15 protein-coding genes are annotated in these 14,627 nt (G+C 43.1%); 7 read left to right on the top strand and 8 right to left on the bottom strand.

The genetic code is table 11. The features are described from left to right. Window positions 1-290: 290 nt before the first annotated feature. The 8 genes from FEK29_RS17445 to FEK29_RS17410 form a co-directional block, all read right to left on the bottom strand. The gene (locus tag FEK29_RS17445; RefSeq protein ID WP_138259719.1) at window positions 291-1,067 is read right to left on the bottom strand and encodes a sulfite exporter TauE/SafE family protein; all 777 of its coding nucleotides are present in this window, start codon (window positions 1,065-1,067) and stop codon (window positions 291-293) included. Beyond that, window positions 1,051-2,121, bottom strand: coding sequence for a HesA/MoeB/ThiF family protein (locus FEK29_RS17440; RefSeq protein ID WP_138259718.1), 1,071 nt, complete (start codon window positions 2,119-2,121; stop codon window positions 1,051-1,053). The genes FEK29_RS17445 and FEK29_RS17440 overlap by 17 nt, the downstream gene beginning before the upstream one ends. After that, window positions 2,121-2,714 (bottom strand): molybdenum cofactor guanylyltransferase, encoded by a 594-nt coding sequence (gene mobA / locus FEK29_RS17435; protein WP_138259717.1) that lies wholly within the window; start codon window positions 2,712-2,714, stop codon window positions 2,121-2,123. The genes FEK29_RS17440 and mobA overlap by 1 nt, the downstream gene beginning before the upstream one ends. After that, window positions 2,698-3,171 carry a cyclic pyranopterin monophosphate synthase MoaC gene (moaC, locus tag FEK29_RS17430; protein WP_138259716.1) on the bottom strand — a complete coding sequence of 158 codons (474 nt, stop codon included), beginning with the start codon at window positions 3,169-3,171 and terminating at the stop codon, window positions 2,698-2,700. The genes mobA and moaC overlap by 17 nt, the downstream gene beginning before the upstream one ends. A 3-nt stretch (window positions 3,172-3,174) precedes the next feature. Beyond that, a complete protein-coding gene (gene moaA, locus FEK29_RS17425) occupies window positions 3,175-4,158 on the bottom strand; it encodes a GTP 3',8-cyclase MoaA (protein WP_138259715.1) in 984 nt (327 codons plus the stop codon). Between the two features lie 69 nt (window positions 4,159-4,227). Further along, on the bottom strand, window positions 4,228-4,644 hold the full coding sequence (locus FEK29_RS17420) for a molybdenum cofactor biosynthesis protein MoaE (RefSeq protein ID WP_138259714.1): 417 nt from the start codon (window positions 4,642-4,644) through the stop codon (window positions 4,228-4,230). Next, window positions 4,644-4,886: a MoaD/ThiS family protein gene (locus FEK29_RS17415; protein WP_138259713.1), complete on the bottom strand. Its 243-nt coding sequence runs from the start codon at window positions 4,884-4,886 to the stop codon at window positions 4,644-4,646. Before FEK29_RS17415 ends, FEK29_RS17420 begins: the two co-directional genes overlap by 1 nt. Before the next feature lie 123 nt (window positions 4,887-5,009). Next, a complete protein-coding gene (locus tag FEK29_RS17410) occupies window positions 5,010-5,825 on the bottom strand; it encodes a DUF6503 family protein (RefSeq protein WP_138259712.1) in 816 nt (271 codons plus the stop codon). 72 nt (window positions 5,826-5,897) lie between these two features. On the opposite strand from FEK29_RS17410, the gene FEK29_RS17405 reads away from it, so the two are divergent. From FEK29_RS17405 to FEK29_RS17375, 7 genes are all read left to right on the top strand, one after another. Next, entirely contained in the window at window positions 5,898-6,701 is an 804-nt protein-coding gene (locus FEK29_RS17405; RefSeq protein ID WP_138259711.1) for a TrmH family RNA methyltransferase, read from the top strand. A gap of 37 nt (window positions 6,702-6,738) precedes the next feature. Further along, window positions 6,739-7,971 (top strand): M48 family metallopeptidase, encoded by a 1,233-nt coding sequence (locus FEK29_RS17400; RefSeq protein ID WP_138259710.1) that lies wholly within the window; start codon window positions 6,739-6,741, stop codon window positions 7,969-7,971. Window positions 7,972-8,015: 44 nt separating this feature from the next. Continuing rightward, complete coding sequence (locus FEK29_RS17395; protein ID WP_138259709.1) at window positions 8,016-10,220, top strand: RelA/SpoT family protein; 2,205 nt, start codon at window positions 8,016-8,018, stop codon at window positions 10,218-10,220. A gap of 187 nt (window positions 10,221-10,407) precedes the next feature. Continuing rightward, a complete protein-coding gene (locus FEK29_RS17390) occupies window positions 10,408-10,863 on the top strand; it encodes a Fur family transcriptional regulator (RefSeq protein ID WP_138259708.1) in 456 nt (151 codons plus the stop codon). Window positions 10,864-10,882: 19 nt separating this feature from the next. After that, entirely contained in the window at window positions 10,883-12,154 is a 1,272-nt protein-coding gene (locus FEK29_RS17385; RefSeq protein WP_138259707.1) for an adenylosuccinate synthase, read from the top strand. 108 nt (window positions 12,155-12,262) lie between these two features. Continuing rightward, complete coding sequence (locus FEK29_RS17380; protein WP_138259706.1) at window positions 12,263-13,051, top strand: 3-keto-disaccharide hydrolase; 789 nt, start codon at window positions 12,263-12,265, stop codon at window positions 13,049-13,051. Window positions 13,052-13,060: 9 nt separating this feature from the next. Next, complete coding sequence (locus FEK29_RS17375; protein ID WP_138259705.1) at window positions 13,061-14,521, top strand: Gfo/Idh/MocA family protein; 1,461 nt, start codon at window positions 13,061-13,063, stop codon at window positions 14,519-14,521. Window positions 14,522-14,627: the final 106 nt, after the last annotated feature.

Raw genomic sequence — 14,627 nt, 5'->3', positions numbered from 1 at the left:
CTTTAGCCTTTAGCCTTTAGCCTTTAGCCTTTAGCCTTTAGCCTTTAGCCTTTAGCCTTTAGCCTTTAGCCTTTAGCAAAAAAAATTATTTTTCATTTCAATTTTTCACTTTTCGTTGTTCGTTTTTCGTTGTTAGTTGGTGGTTGTTCGCTTTTAGTTCAAGTGACATTTCACTATTTCACTATCCAACTATTTCACTAGAATTCAAGGTTCAGATTTGAGGTTTAACTTCATTCTAAAATCTATATTCTTACTTCTAAATTTCCATTTTTCACTTTTCACTTTTCATTTTAAAGGACACCGAATCCATTTACCAAAAGCACCCTAATTCCCACAATCAGGACCAATAGTGCCGTTACCCGTTTGATACCGTTCGCGGAAAGTCGCTTCAAACTGATACGTATTCCCAACTGACCTCCCAATAGCACGGCAATTCCAAGACATAGGGTTTCCAACCAAGGGAGGAACAAGGAATCACTTGTTACCAATCCCATGAGTCCCGATACCGAATTGACCAAAATAAAGAAACTGGCCAAGGCCGCTATTTTAATGGCCTTGTCCCAACGTAAATGGTTTAAGATCGGTGCCAGGAATATACCCCCGCCAATTCCTACCAAACCCGATAGAAAACCTATTCCGGCCCCTAAAAAATAGCTCAGGTAACCCGGATATTTTTTGGTCTCCGGTACCGACTTTGCCCAATTAAAGGTTTGCAATACCAAAAAGGTTGCCGAAAGAATCAAGGAGATACCCAGAATAATAAAGAATATATTTTCCTTTAAGCGGAACGACGCTCCAAGAAAGGCCAAAGGAATACTAGTAATTATAAAAGGGAGAAAATCCTTCAACTTGGCGTGTCCGTTCTTAAAATAAAGATAGGTGCTCCCAGAAACCACCACCAGATTACAAATAAGTGCAATGGATCGTATTGCAAAAAAACTTCCTAAAAATAGGGTTAAGAGGGCCAGGTAACTGGATCCACCTCCAAATCCCACGGAAGAGTATAAGGCTGCCACCACAAAAAAACCGCAACATAAGAGTGCGAATTGCTCAATAGGTAGTTGCATAGGAGTTCAATTGGTTCATACCTCCGGCCACGTTGATATATTTTCCTTCCGGAGACAATTCCTGCAACATTAAAACGGCCTTCCTACTACGTATACCCGACTGACAAATAACATACACCGGTTTTTCAATGGCCACCTCCCCTGCTCTTTTTTCCAATTCATCCAATGGAATATTTTTAGCACCGTCAATATGCTTCCTATGGAATTCCCGCTCCGTCCTAACATCCAAAAGCAACACTTTTTTATCCTTTATAAGGTTTTGGATTCCAACTGCCTCAACGGACTCCAATACTACTTCGCAATCAAAATTATAAGAATCCTGGACCCCGTTTATTTTTAGATTGTCAGGATTTAGTCCGAATTTCATGCGTTGCATACGTTGCGACAGCGCATCATAGAGTAACAAAACCCCTGCTAGTACACCGCCCAGTCCGCAGACAATCTTTACAACTTCCAAGGCCTGTAAATTGCCAATAATCCCAGGAAGAATTCCCAGGACACCATGTTCGTTGCAATTGGGAACCTCATCGGCCTTTGGCATATTTGGGAACAAACATCGATATGTAGGACCATTGTTGTAATTAAAAACACTTACCTGTCCCTCAAAACCGTGCAAAGCACCATATACAAAAGGCTTTTTTTGAAGTACGCAAACGTCATTTATGAGATATCGAGTAGGGAAATTATCGGTAGCATCAACTACCACATCATAATTTTCAATAATTTTTTCGGCATTATCCGGTGCTAAAAAGGTTTTATAGATATGGATTGAAGTGGTTGTATTCTGTGCCGATAATCGTTCTTTTGCCATTTCCACTTTTGACTTACCTTTCATGGCCTCCGTGTAGAGTACTTGTCTGTGTAAATTGGACTTGGAAACCAGATCGGCATCCACTATTCCCAAGGTGCCCACTCCCATGGCATTCAGATAGGTCATTACGGGCACGCCTAGGCCTCCGGCTCCTACCACAAGAATCCTGGCCTTTGCCAAAGCCGCTTGCCCCCTTTCCCCGAAACCGGGCAAAATGGTCTGTCTATGGTACCTACCTTCCATTAGGCTTCCAGTTTTTGTACCGCTTCCTTATACTCCTCTTGGGAGTTGGCATTCAACAACACTTCCGGTCTTTTAGGAAATACGAGCAGTACATCATTATTGATCAAAAACTTTCGGGGACAGGTACCATTGCCCGCTTCCAAATATGCAATCGAAGTTCGTAAGGCTTCGGGCTCCCAAATGGCGCACAAAGGTTCGGGTAGCGGATTTTCCCTTTGTGCAAAGGCGGTGGCCATCTTTTTGGTGTCCCTTTTTCCTATCAATTCCATGAGGGATTCCTTGTCTATCAAAGGAAGGTCACATGCCAAAACCAACCATGCAACACCTGGGTATTCCTTATGTGCCGATAACAATCCATTGTAGGGACCTCGAAATTCGTCTTTATCCAAAATGGTATTGAGCGTGGGCGGAATGTCTCCTTGCTGATCGTGCCGAACACTCATAAAGGTTTTGTCGCAAACATCCTCCAAAAGGCGATATAAATATTCCCTTTGTGGCACGCCGTGATAGGAAATCAATCCTTTGTCCTGACCCATCCGGGTGCTTTTCCCTCCGGAAAGCACCAATCCATACATCTTAACGTTCGTAGTCATTTTTACCTCCTGATTTTCTTTCCAACTGTATCGTAGAAATCACAATATCCTGGGACAATGCCTTGCACATGTCATATAAGGTTAAGGCGGCCACGGAAACGCCGGTAAGTGCCTCCATCTCCACACCAGTTTTTCCATCACACTTTACGGTACAGGTAATCAGAAATTGATTATCGCCCGGAACGATGTCCACATCTATTTTTGTCAGGTTGATCTGATGGCACAATGGAATCAATTCCGATGTTTTCTTGACACCCTGTATACCCGCAATCACTGCAGTCTGCACGATGCTTCCCTTTTTTCCCAAAAAGTCCTGCTGCCGCAATTCTTTATAAACTTCCGTAGGAAATAGTACCCTACCAGAAGCAATGGCAATTCTTGAACTTACCTGTTTTTCCGAAACATCTACCATTTCGGCATTACCGGATGCATTGATATGTGATAATTTTTTCTCCATGGCTTACCCTCCAATCGATGTCATGGAATTGGAAAAGACTTCCCGATATTTTTCTTGGGCCTCAAAACCGGTTTTTGCCCTACTGCCAACAGCTTTCAAAATTTGTTCTTCCACTTTGGATTTCGCATTTTCACTTCTCATAATGTCCCTTAGGTTTGCGCTGGGTTTTGCATACAAACAGGTAATAACATCGCCCGTGGCCGAAACCCTAAGTCGGTTACAGGTACCACAGAAAGTCCTGCTAAACGAAGGTATCACCCCAAAAGTTCCCATATGACCGGGTATCTTGTAATTTATGGAAGTGGAAGTGCTTGGTGATTCCAGTTTGTAGAAATCGGGATGTGCTTCCCTAATATGCTCCAGTATTTTTTTGTAGTCCCAAGTTATTTTTTGGAAGGTTTTTGAACCTCCATTAAAGGGCATTTCCTCCAAAAACCGAACCGATACCGGATAGTGCTTCGCCAGCTCCAAAATGGGCAGAATGTCCTGTGTATTTTGTCCGTCAAGGGCGATAAAATTTATGCGTACGTTGAATCCTTCACTGATCAAACGAATCAGGTTGTTATGGACCGTATCGTATTGGTCCCTGCGAGTGATTCTCTCAAAAGTTGCTTTGTTGATGGCATCCAGGCTCACATTGATATTTTTGATGCCCAAGGATTTTAGCTCATCGATATACGGCCCTATCAAGGTTGCGTTCGTGGTTGCCGAAATATCCTTTAAACCATCCAACTTTGCCAAGTATCTTAGCAATTCCATCAAATCCTTTCGCACAAAAGGTTCGCCCCCGGTAATCCTGATTTTATCTATTCCCTGACCTACCAAAATACTGCTCAGTTTTTTCAATTCTTCAATGGTGAGCAGTTTATCGTTTTTGGCAAAGTTGATGCCTTCCGCGGGCATGCAATAGTTGCATCTGAGATTACAACGGTCCGTAACCGCCAATCTTAGGTAATTTATTGTTCTATTATGATTGTCTATCAACATATTCCTTCAATATACGCTTTAGCGTTGCCAATGCAAAATGGCCAACAGTCGGTTGGTTTCTCTTCCTTTTCATGGGTGGGCAGAAACCCAGACCGATTTATTTTTGAACAGTTCCTTTTTCCATATGGGAACCGTTTCCTTTAAGGTGTCGATTAAGAACCGACATGCTTCGAAGCATTCCGACCTGTGTGCCGATGAGGCTCCTACAATGACCACCGCATCTTGGACCTCTTTCTTCCCGACCGCATGTTTGATGACCACTTTGTTCAACTTCCATTGCTCAAAAGCTTTATCCGCCAATTTATCCATCTCCTTCAAAGCCATGGATTCGTAGGTCTCAAACTCCAGCGCCATCACTTGCTCGTTATTGGTAAACTCCCTGACAGAACCTACAAAGACGCAGATGCCACCACTGTTTGGATGGGATAATTCCTGATACACTTTGTTGGTATCCAAATCTTGTACTATTTCAATGATCTTATTCATTAGCCTCCACTTACGGGCGGAATTATCGCCACCTCATCATTTGATTTAAGCTGAACATCATCGGATGCATATTCGCTGTTAACGGCTATTGCCAAGGAGGTCAACTTCGAAAATTCGGGATATCTTTTTTTTAAGGCTTGTTTTAGCTCCGCCACAGAATTCGGGGCATCTTCCCCAAAATCCATGTCCAATTGGGATGTTCCAACAATATCCTTTGCAATTCCAAAAAAAAGTAAATCCATTTGACCCAATTTGTCCAATGGGCATGCCCATTTTACCTGAACCTCTAAATTACTTATTATTCTGGAAGAACCTAACGAATCAAAGGCCTATTTAACCTTTCATTAAGTTTGAAAAACACAAAATCAATCTTGGGATTTTCCTTCGACAAAAACCCCGGCTTCGGGCTTTGCATAATATTCATTGGGCTTGGGTTCCTTGCTTAATTCCACATTCTCAAACTGCACGGTATTTCGTATTTCGCCCATCTCCCTGCCTTCATAGGCAACCCAAGAAATCGATTTAGGCAAAACAAGGTCGTCCACTTTCTGCCAGTCATCATACCGAATCCATTTTATAGTATCCGAATCCTCACCAGTTCTATAGGTCACCGTATAGCCCAACCAAGCCATTTGAAAAGTCTCCGGGTCGTAATGAAGGTAATACTCGTCCTTGGGTGACGTACCAACACCTGAATTATAGGTGACGCTTATCCCGGGAAAGGATTTGCCATCCACCATTAAATCAGCTGTGTCCCCATAGTTTATACCTTCATCGCCCAAAACAAAGGGCATTGCATAAAAATAGAACATAAGGTTGTGGTAAAATACGGGATCTCCTTGATAGTTTCTTTCCGGGTCAGCCAGCCAAACCTTGGTACCATCGAATCCCATTTGAACAGCACCCATGGTAACCAAATCCATTCTTTTAGGTAGATCCACAACATGGATTTCATGGGTTTTTTCTTTCCCTATCTCATAGGAAAGCGTTTTGTATTCCTTCCATGCCCCGTACGTCCCATGGGCTTCAAATATGCGTTCTAGCGCTTCCGGATACCTGCTTACCTCGTTACTTGTCTCGGTAGTTTTACCTATGGTTTCATTGGTCTTCTTCTCTTTGGCAGCCTCTTTACAGCCGATTAGCAAAAGAAGCATACAGATTGATACTAGTTGTTTTATCATTTTCAGGAATTAGTTTTTAAGTTGGTCGGTCATACCATGTTTAGTTAACAGATTAAATTATTTTTGTTGCCGATGAAGGACATAAAACACATTAGCAGCCTACAAAACCCACTGATAAAAAAGGCCCTTTCACTAAAGGAAAAATCCAGGGAACGAAAGAAATCCGGACTTTTCGTACTAGAAGGAAGAAAGGAAATTGAACTCGCGATCCATGGAAACTATACCATGGACACCTTATTATTTTGTCCGGAACTAATCTCATATGAGACGTTGGAGACTTCCTTAGAAATAGAGAAGGCTTCTTTGATTTCGGTTAGTCCCGAGGTTTATGGAAAATTGGCGTATAGAAATACGACGGAAGGCGTTATCGCCATAGCCCAAGCCAAGAACCACAACATGGAAGGGGTTTCGTTTCAAACCAAAAACCCCTTGATCCTTGTAGCCGAGGCCCCAGAAAAACCAGGGAATATTGGGGCTCTCTTAAGAACGGCCGACGCCGCAAACCTGGATGCCGTCTTTATCGCTAATCCTAAAACGGATCTTTACAATCCCAATATCATTCGGTCAAGTGTAGGATGTGTTTTTTCAAGAAAGATTTTTATGGCCGATACCGCTACCATCATTTCAGTTTTAAAGGAAAATGACATTGCCCTATATTGTGCCGCACTATCCGCTTCCAAACCTTACACGGAGATTGACTACAAGGGGCCCACAGCCATTGTAGTGGGAACCGAGCACAGTGGCCTCAGTGATGAATGGCTTTCAAATTCCACTCAAAACATTATCATTCCCATGGAAGGCACCATCGATTCCATGAATGTTTCCGTATCCGCGGCAATACTTATCTTTGAGGCGAAACGTCAACGATTGGAATAACAAAACCAAAATTCGTTCGTTAATTTCAAAAGTCTTTATGGACCACACCGTTGTTTTTTATTGTATTCTGGGAATTCTCTTAGGGGAATTTGTTCTTACCACAATATTAAACTATCTCAATGCCAAGAAATTTAGGGATCCCATACCTGCGGATGTACATGATGTCTACAATCCGGAAGAGTACAAAAAATCACAGGAATATAAATTGGCCAATTACAGGTTTGGCATTGTAACCTCGGTGTTTTCACTTGTATTGATTGTAGGCTTTTTGGTTTTTGGAGGTTTCGGTTTTGTGGATACCATCGTTAGGGATCTTACCAACGACCAAATCCTACAGGCCCTGCTGTTCTTCGGAATCATTATGATCGGCAGTGATTTTCTGGGTACGCCCCTATCTTATTACCAGACTTTTGTAATAGAAGAGAAATTCGGTTTTAACAAAACAACGGTAAAAACCTTTCTTTTGGACAAGCTTAAAAGTTGGTTGATGACAATTGTCATTGGCGGCATTCTTTTATCCCTGGTCATTTGGTTTTTTCAGTTCGCCGGCAAAGGCTTTTGGCTTTACACTTGGGCATTGATCGCCGTCTTTACCTTCTTCATGAATTTGTTTTACAGCAAATTGATTGTTCCATTGTTCAACAAACAGGAACCCCTGGAGACCGGTTCGTTAAAGGAAAAAATAGAGGCTTATGCGAGCAAGGTGGGCTTCGAGCTTAAAAATATTTTCGTAATCAATGGATCAAAAAGATCGACCAAGGCGAACGCCTACTTTTCCGGGTTTGGAAAGGAAAAAAGGATAACGCTCTACGACACCCTCATCAATGATTTGGAAGAGGACGAGATTGTGGCCGTTTTGGCGCATGAAATTGGGCATTACAAAAAGAACCACATCATCTTTAATTTGATAACATCGGTTTTACTTACGGGCTTTATGCTCTTTATCCTTTCATTATTCATAAACAACCCTAGTATTTCCTTGGCCGTTGGGGTTGACCGACCCAGTTTTCACGCGGCGCTGATCGGTTTTGGAATCCTGTATAGTCCCATCTCTGAGCTTACCGGTCTTTTGATGAATTATTTTTCTCGGAAATTCGAATATCAGGCGGACGATTTTGCAAAAAACACCTTTGCGGCACCTCCCTTGATCACTTCCCTAAAAAAGCTTTCAAAAAACAGCTTGAGCAACCTCACCCCCCACCCTACCTATGTTTTTGTCCATTACTCGCATCCACCTTTGGTGGAAAGAATCCGAAATTTAAAGGCATAATTTTTGTTGTCTAACAGCTAGGATTGTGCTAATTTTAATCAAGTATGACACAGGCTGCATTAGAACATGAGAACAAGTTAATCGCACAAGAGTACAAGGAACTTCTTCGTATCAGTTACCAAACCTTAACGGATGACGATAAGAAATTGATTCGAAGTGCCTTTGAAGTTGCAGTGGACGCACATAAGGAACAACGGAGAAAATCCGGTGAAGCTTATGTGTTTCACCCCATTGCCGTGGCCAAGATCGTTGCTTCGGAAATTGGTTTGGATGCTGTAAGTATTGCCTCAGCCCTTTTGCACGACGTTGTGGAGGACACACCGTACACACTGGACGATATTGACAGGATGTTCGGGGAAACGGTGGCACGTATTGTGGACGGCCTCACCAAGATATCCCACCTAAAAAAGGACATGAACATCTCCCAACAGGCGGAGAACTTTAGAAAAATGTTATTGACCCTGAACGACGATGTTAGGGTCATCATCATAAAGATTGCCGATCGCTACCATAACATGCTCACCATGGATTCCATGCCAGAGCACAAACAGGTGAAGATAGCCTCCGAGACCTTGTACATCTATGCCCCTTTGGCGCATAGAATTGGGCTTTACAACATCAAAACGGAACTGGAGGACCTGAGTCTAAAGTATACGGAACCTGAGGTTTATTATGATATCAAAAGTAAAATAGAGGAAAGCAAAGAGGAGCAACAGGCATACATAGATGCGTTTTCTGATATCATAGACAATTCCCTGAAACAGGAAGGGCTCAATTATTACATCAAAGGCCGTATGAAATCCATTTTCTCCATGCGGCGTAAAATGAAGACCCAAAATGTAGGTTTTGATGAAATCTATGACAAGTTCGCCATCCGTATCATTTATAAATCCGATGCCAAGAACGAAAAGTTTTTGGCCTGGAAGATATACTCCATCGTAACCGATCATTTTACACCCAACCCGGTTCGCTTGCGGGATTGGATATCCTCTCCAAAATCAACAGGTTATGAAGCTTTGCACATCACCGTGATGGGGCCTAAAGGAAAATGGGTAGAAGTACAGATACGAAGCGAGCGCATGCACGAGATTGCCGAAAAAGGGTATGCCGCACATTTCAAGTACAAGCACGGCGACCAAAAGGAACAGGGAATCGAGGTCTGGCTGAACAAACTTCAGGAGGCCTTGGAAAATTCCAATTCAAACGCGGTGGATTTTGTGGAGGAGTTCAAACTGAACCTTTATTCCAAAGAAATCTTTGTATTTACTCCAAAAGGCGAATTAAAATCGCTCCCCAAAGGAGCTACACCACTGGACTTTTCGTTCAACATCCACACAGAAGTGGGCATGCGCACCCGTGGTGCCAAAGTCAATGGTAAATTGGTACCGCTAAATACGACGCTGCATAGTGGAGACCAAGTAGAAATCATTACATCGGAACAGGCGAAACCCAACCAGAACTGGTTGGATTACGCCACCACTGCGAGGGCCAGGGCAAAGATCAAATCGGTTTTACGGGAAGAGAAAAAATCAGTTGCGGAGGAAGGCAAGGAGATACTCCGAAGAAAATTAAAGTCGCAAAAAATTACCTTGAACGAGGATTCCATCAATAAGATGGTGACTTTTTTCAAGCTGAAGACGAGTTTGGACCTGTTCTACAGGGTGGGTATCGGTTCCATAGACAATCAAATGATTCGTGATTTTGCATCTTCCTACAGCAATGCCTTTATCAGTTTCTTCAAAAACAGGATCAGAAGGACGCCGGCACCGGAGGATATCGACAAGGAGGAGATTACCTCCAAATACGATCTTTTGGTCTTTGGCAAGGAAGAGGAAAAATTGGATTACAAGCTGTCACAATGCTGCAACCCCATTCCCGGTGACGACGTTTTTGGGTTTGTGAGCGTATCCGAAGGCATCAAGGTGCATAAAAAGAATTGTCCCAATGCCATTTCCTTACAGTCGAATTATGCCTACCGCATCATCAGCGCGAAATGGGTAGATTCCACGCAGGAAGAATTCAAGGCCGATATTCAGTTAACCGGCATCGACAATCTTGGACTGGTCAGTGAGATTACCGAAGTAATATCGGACAACATGCACGTAAACATGCGCAACCTCAACTTTAGCACGGACGGCGGCACCTTCACCGGAAGAATTACCGTAGTCGTAAAAAACAAGGGTATCCTGAACAAGCTCACCGAGAACCTTCAGCAAATAAACGGCATAGACAAAGTAACCCGACTATAGAGTTTTACAGTCATTTTAAATTTGGAATTTGACATCCTATTTGCATAGTCGGAAAAGAGCATTTTAGTCCTTTGGATTTCGATTTTGACCGCTAACAAGGGCATGGATAACATTTGATAAATTCTTGAATGGGCTCTTGGAAAGGAATAAAAATTTAACTGTACCTTTGTACATTAACTTTATTTGTATGGCTTCCGAGAAGAATCAGGAAATAGTGAAAAATGTCTTTACCACTTTTTTGGAGGAAAACGGACATAGAAAAACGCCTGAACGCTACGCGATCCTTCAAGAAATTTATGATAGTGAGGATCATTTTGACATTGAATCGCTCTACATAAAAATGAAGAACAAAAACTATCGTGTTAGCAGGGCCACTTTGTACAATACCATTGAGCTTTTGTTGGACTGTAAATTGGTGCGCAAACATCAATTTGGAAAAAACCAGGCACAATATGAAAAGTCCTACTTTGACAGGCAGCACGATCATGTAATACTAACGGATACGGGTGAAGTCATGGAGTTTTGCGATCCACGGATACAGTCCATCAAAAAAACGATAGAGGAAGTATTCGATATTAAGATAAATACACATTCGCTCTATTTTTATGGAGTAAAAAATAATTCAGAAAACACAAATAACTAACCAAGCAAGTTTATTTTAAATGGCAGTAGATTTATTGTTGGGCCTACAATGGGGGGACGAAGGAAAAGGAAAAATTGTTGATGTACTCACAAAAAATTATGACATAATCGCCCGATTTCAAGGAGGTCCCAATGCCGGGCACACCTTGGAATTCGACGGTATCAAACACGTTCTACATACCATCCCCTCCGGAATTTTCCATGAAAATGCCATAAATGTGGTTGGAAACGGCGTCGTCATTGACCCTGTCATCTTTAAAAAGGAATTGGACAACCTAAATAAATTCAACCTGGACATAAAGTCCATCCTGTTGATTTCCAGGAAGGCCCATCTAATATTACCCACGCACCGGTTGTTGGACGCAGCATCCGAAGCGGCCAAAGGCAAGGCCAAAATTGGCTCTACCTTGAAGGGAATCGGTCCTACATATATGGACAAAACGGGCAGGAACGGTATGCGCGTTGGCGATTTGGAACTGGACGATTGGAAGGAAAAATACCGTAGCTTGGCCAACAAGCACGAGGCCATGATCAATTTCTACGATGTGGACATTCAATATGACCTGGCAGAGTTGGAAGCAGAATTTTTTATGGCGGTCAAGGAACTTAAGGAACTGACCTTCATTGATAGTGAGGAATATCTGTACCAGGCCCAAAAAGCCGGTAAAAAGATATTGGCCGAAGGCGCTCAAGGGTCCTTACTGGACATTGACTTTGGAACCTATCCCTTTGTAACTTCTTCCAACACTACGGCGGCAGGAGCCTGTACGGGATTGGGAATTGCTCCCAACCAAATTGGGGAGGTCAAGGGAATTTTCAAGGCGTATACAACAAGGGTTGGAAGTGGCCCCTTCCCAACGGAACTGTTCGACGAAGTTGGTGAAACCATGGGACGTGTCGGTAATGAATTTGGGGCAACTACGGGAAGGCCTAGAAGGTGTGGTTGGTTGGATTTGGTGGCCCTTAAATATGCCGTTCGAATTAACGGTGTTACGGAGTTGATGATGATGAAGGGGGATGTCCTTAGCGGATTCGAAAAACTAAAGGTATGCACCGCCTACAATTACAAAGGAAAAAAAATCGAGCATCTTCCATTCAATATTGAAGCCGAAAACGTGAAGCCTATTTACACTGAAATGGACGGTTGGGCAGAGGATTTAACCAAAATGGAAACAGAAGAGCAATTCCCTAAAGCATTAAAAGAATACATCTCATTTTTGGAAAAAGAATTGGAAGTACCAATTAAGATCGTTTCCGTGGGACCGGACAGGACCCAAACGATACATAGGTAAGAACATAGAATTCATAAATTTTAGGATAGCGATATTGACAAATGTCAGTATCGCTATCCTTTTTTTATTAAATTACCAATCAAACCAAATAACTTACAAAACCAAGAAATGAATAAGCTCAAGTTTCTCCCACTGCTTTTTATTTTAATCATCTCCTGTAAAACAGAAAAAAAAGATGACGGCCCCCAGAAAACCGTTGAACAGGAAACATCGGACGAATGGATTGTACTGTTCGATGGTGAAAGTACCGAAGGATGGCGGGCCTATAACGGGGAGGAACTCCCACCAGGCTGGATCGCGAAGGATGGCGCACTCACTTTTGATACGGAATTGGGATTGGAACAGGATTACACTGGGGGAAAGGATATAATTTATGGTGCGGAAGAGTTCGAAAATTTTGAACTGTATCTAGAATGGAAGTTACCGGAAGGCGGTAATAGCGGAATTTTTTACCACCTAAAGGAAGGCTATGGCGGTCCCCCGGAAGTTGCTCCGGAATATCAATTGATCGATGATGAAAACTACGCCAAAATCCACGACCTTACCGAATACAACAAGAGCCTGGGCTACACGGAAAAACCGGAAGAACTAAAGCCGCTACAACAAACAGCTTCGGACTATGCCATGCACGCCGCAGATGCTAGCAAAAAAATACTGCATCCCGTAGGGGAATGGAACGCTACCAAGATTGTCTTCACCCCGGAAAAAGTGGAGCACTGGCTGAACGGCCAAATGGTATTGTCCTTCGTTCCATGGTCCGAAGATTGGTACGAACGCAAGAATTCGGACAAATGGAAAAATAGCGAGGACTACGGAAAATACAAAACGGGATATATCGGCCTTCAAGACCATTCCAGTCCGATCTGGTTTCGAAATATCAAAATCAAAAAATTATAGACCAACAAAATGAAAAAAAGGGAATTTTTAAAAAAATCGGCTATACTGGCCTCCTCCACGGCTATCATGCCATCAATTTTAATCGCCTGCAAGGAAGAACAAAAAGAGGTGGTAAAAGCTCCATTAACCCGACTCAGAACCGCGCATATTGGTGTAGGCAATATGGGAGGAGAGGATTTGAGGGATATTTCCTCGCACCCCAAAGTGGATGTTACCGCCCTATGCGATGTGGATGCCAACAATCTGGCAGCAGCCAAAAAGTTGCATCCCAATGCAAAGACCTATACGGATTATAGGGTTATGTTGGAAGAAATTGGTAATGAGATAGATGCCGTAATCGTAAGTACGCCAGACCATACCCATGCACCCGCATCCATGATGGCCATGAACATGGATAAGGCCGTGTATTGCCAAAAACCCTTGACCCATTATGTTTCCGAAGCCAGGGCGATGAACAAATTGGCAGCCGAAAAAGGCCTTGTCACTCAAATGGGAATACAGGTACATTCCTTTTACGATTATAAACTGGCTACGCTTTTGATACAGTCGGGCATCATTGGAAAGGTTCATACGGTACATGCCTGGTCGCCCAAAAACTGGGGATATGACGGACCGGAACCCGAAGGTTTTGACCCGGTACCCGAAACGCTCAACTGGAACCTTTGGCTGGGAACATCGGCAAAAAGGCCTTATAAGGAAGGAGTCTATCACCCCGGAAACTGGAGAAAGTTGGTAGACTATGGGTGTGGAACCTTGGGCGATATGGGTGTTCACATTTTTGATACCCCATATAACGCACTGGAATTGGGCGTTCCCAGAACCATCAAAAATGAATGTAGGGAACCGAACGGTTTTGGGTTCCCTGAAAAAAATATCGTTACCTACGAATTCCCCGGCACCAAGCATACGGCGGAATCCTTAAAATGGATATGGTATGACGGACCTGGAGCACCGGAAATGCACGAGGACCTAAAACTACCGAATAGCGTTGCTAGTACGGGAGAAAGTTCCAATGCGAACCAAGAAGAATCCGAAGAAAATAAAATTTCCTTGGATGCCGGAATTGCCGAAGCGGGACAACTCCCTGAGCAGGGGGCTATGTTCGTTGGCGATAAGGGCCGACTCCTACTGCCGCACTTCATGCAGCTTCCACAGAAAATAGTGGATGGGGAATATGTGGATATTTCCGAAGAAATTGCGCAAGTGGAGCAAGCGAACAATATGGGGAAACCCATTAGGGATTATGCTTCGGAGGGGCCAAAACATTACCACCAATTTGTGGATGCCTGTTTGGGCGAAGCGGAATGTAGTGCACCCTTTTCCTATGCCTCAAGGCTTACGGAAACTATCCTTTTGGGCGTGATTGCCGGAAGGTTTCCCAACCAAACCCTACATTGGGATGCCCAAAACGCAAAATTCGCCGAAGAGGAGGCCAATCAATATTTGGCTGGGGATTACCGGGATTTTTAATTCATCCAGTGCCCACCTTGAAACACGACTAAAATTTGAAAAACTGGACCTGACAGGTTTTAAAACCTGTCAGGTCTATTTGTTTCTATACGCAACTGTTAGTTGT

It is taken from the genome of Maribacter aurantiacus, assembly GCF_005780245.1.
Classification (GTDB): Bacteria; Bacteroidota; Bacteroidia; order Flavobacteriales; family Flavobacteriaceae; genus Maribacter; species Maribacter flavus.
Note: the sequence above shows the minus strand (reverse complement) of the source record. Positions and strands in the feature narration are given on the sequence as shown.

What these genes read in the sequence shown, in the direction of transcription:
- FEK29_RS17445 (WP_138259719.1), bottom strand. Translation starts at nt 1,067, where the DNA reads ATGCAACTACCTATTGAGCAATTCGCACTCTTATGTTGCGGTTTTTTT.
- FEK29_RS17440 (WP_138259718.1), bottom strand. Translation starts at nt 2,121, where the DNA reads ATGGAAGGTAGGTACCATAGACAGACCATTTTGCCCGGTTTCGGGGAA.
- mobA (WP_138259717.1), bottom strand. Translation starts at nt 2,714, where the DNA reads ATGACTACGAACGTTAAGATGTATGGATTGGTGCTTTCCGGAGGGAAA.
- moaC (WP_138259716.1), bottom strand. Translation starts at nt 3,171, where the DNA reads ATGGAGAAAAAATTATCACATATCAATGCATCCGGTAATGCCGAAATG.
- moaA (WP_138259715.1), bottom strand. Translation starts at nt 4,158, where the DNA reads ATGTTGATAGACAATCATAATAGAACAATAAATTACCTAAGATTGGCG.
- FEK29_RS17420 (WP_138259714.1), bottom strand. Translation starts at nt 4,644, where the DNA reads ATGAATAAGATCATTGAAATAGTACAAGATTTGGATACCAACAAAGTG.
- FEK29_RS17415 (WP_138259713.1), bottom strand. Translation starts at nt 4,886, where the DNA reads ATGGATTTACTTTTTTTTGGAATTGCAAAGGATATTGTTGGAACATCC.
- FEK29_RS17410 (WP_138259712.1), bottom strand. Translation starts at nt 5,825, where the DNA reads ATGATAAAACAACTAGTATCAATCTGTATGCTTCTTTTGCTAATCGGC.
- FEK29_RS17405 (WP_138259711.1), top strand. Translation starts at nt 5,898, where the DNA reads ATGAAGGACATAAAACACATTAGCAGCCTACAAAACCCACTGATAAAA.
- FEK29_RS17400 (WP_138259710.1), top strand. Translation starts at nt 6,739, where the DNA reads ATGGACCACACCGTTGTTTTTTATTGTATTCTGGGAATTCTCTTAGGG.
- FEK29_RS17395 (WP_138259709.1), top strand. Translation starts at nt 8,016, where the DNA reads ATGACACAGGCTGCATTAGAACATGAGAACAAGTTAATCGCACAAGAG.
- FEK29_RS17390 (WP_138259708.1), top strand. Translation starts at nt 10,408, where the DNA reads ATGGCTTCCGAGAAGAATCAGGAAATAGTGAAAAATGTCTTTACCACT.
- FEK29_RS17385 (WP_138259707.1), top strand. Translation starts at nt 10,883, where the DNA reads ATGGCAGTAGATTTATTGTTGGGCCTACAATGGGGGGACGAAGGAAAA.
- FEK29_RS17380 (WP_138259706.1), top strand. Translation starts at nt 12,263, where the DNA reads ATGAATAAGCTCAAGTTTCTCCCACTGCTTTTTATTTTAATCATCTCC.
- FEK29_RS17375 (WP_138259705.1), top strand. Translation starts at nt 13,061, where the DNA reads ATGAAAAAAAGGGAATTTTTAAAAAAATCGGCTATACTGGCCTCCTCC.